The 1457-nt window shown below is 38.7% G+C and carries 1 protein-coding gene and 1 pseudogene; both read right to left on the minus strand.

From position 1 onward, the window contains the following. Positions 1-243, minus strand: a pseudogene (locus F6K49_RS48600) (molybdate ABC transporter permease subunit); the annotation flags it as partial. Between the two features lie 209 nt (positions 244-452). Further along, on the minus strand, positions 453-1265 hold the full coding sequence (gene modA, locus F6K49_RS48605) for a molybdate ABC transporter substrate-binding protein (protein WP_075898945.1): 813 nt from the start codon (positions 1263-1265) through the stop codon (positions 453-455). Between the last annotated feature and the right edge of the window lie 192 nt (positions 1266-1457).

Genomic DNA, 1457 nt, shown 5'->3' on the forward strand with positions numbered 1-1457 from the left:
TAATCCCAATTGCCTTAATAGCTGTCCCACTGGGCTATTTCTACCTAGTAACAACAGTAATAAGAAGCCAACTACTGTAGGCGGTAGCACTATCGGAAGGGTTAAGATACTATCAATAATTCCTTTACCTTTCCCTTGATAGCTAAACATCCAACCCGCTACTGTAATTCCCAGAAAGAAAGCAAAGATAGTAGCCAAGCCAGCAGTCTTTAGGGAAATCCATAAAGGAGATAAATCTTCCATTACATTATAATAGTTATCAAGTGGGTGAGTTACAAAGTATTGGGTTTTAGGGAGCAGGGAGCAGGGAGCAGGGAGTAGCCACTGCATCGCTTTTATTCTAATTCGTGCTCTGTTGACAACAACGATATAGCAGTTTTTATATTAATCAGATACACAATATTTTTTCTATGTTCCCTGTTCCCTGTTCCCTGTTCCCTATTCCCTACTCCCTACTCCCTACTCCCTACTCCCTTATCCGCCATAGTAAACCCATACCTCAAAAATACAGTTTTAGCTGACTCACCACTCAGAAACTGTACAAACTGGTTAGCATGATCAGGGTTTTTAGACTCCTTTAATACTGCTACTGGGTAGATAATCCGGGAGTAAGACTCTGGCGGAGCAGTAGCAACTCGTTTAACTTGGTTTGATACATTAGCATCTGTTGCATACACCAATCCAGCATCCACATTACCTGTTTCCACATAGAATAGAACTTGGCGAACATCTTTAGCAAAAACTAACTTCGGTTTGAGCTGGTCAAACAAGTTAAGAGTAGATAGAACTTCCTTAGCATAGTGTCCAGCTGGTACACTTTCCGGGTCTCCCATTGCTATTTTACTGATTTTATCAGACCTTAAGTCCTTAAAATTAGAGATACCAGTCTCGTCTTTCGGAGTAATTAAAACTACCTGATTATTAATAATACTTTGCCTTGTCCCTTCTAGTAAAAGCCCCTTAGATTCCAGAGCATTCATTTGTTTCGGAGCTGCTGAAATAAAAACATCCACTGGCGCGCCCTGTTCGATTTGTTGCTGCAACGAACCAGAGGAAGCAAAGTTATAAATAATAGTAACATCTGGTGTTTCCTTAGTGTAGAGTACTTTGATAGCTTTCATCGCATCTTGTAAGCTAGCAGCAACTGAGACAGTTAGACTGACCACTTCTGGCTGTTGATTGTTAAAGGTAAGAACATTGCAAGCTACCAAAACTAAGGATAGACTTAAGCACAGAAACCATGATTTAATTAGGGATTTAACCATATCTAATTTTTAGTTTAGATGTGAAACTATGATTGATAAAAAAAGGGAACAGGGAACAGGGAACAGGGAAGAGTAGTAAAGAGCTCTGAATAGTTTTTGATGTTATGATAAATCACCAAGATTGTTCATGATATATTTTTAAATTATATAGCGCTTCCTATTCAGCGTGATATACATTTAAATTTTATTCCA

The organism is Moorena sp. SIO3I6, assembly GCF_010672095.1.

Coding starts and splice junctions, on each gene's coding strand:
- modA (WP_075898945.1), bottom strand. CDS start 1,265: ATGGTTAAATCCCTAATTAAATCATGGTTTCTGTGCTTAAGTCTATCC.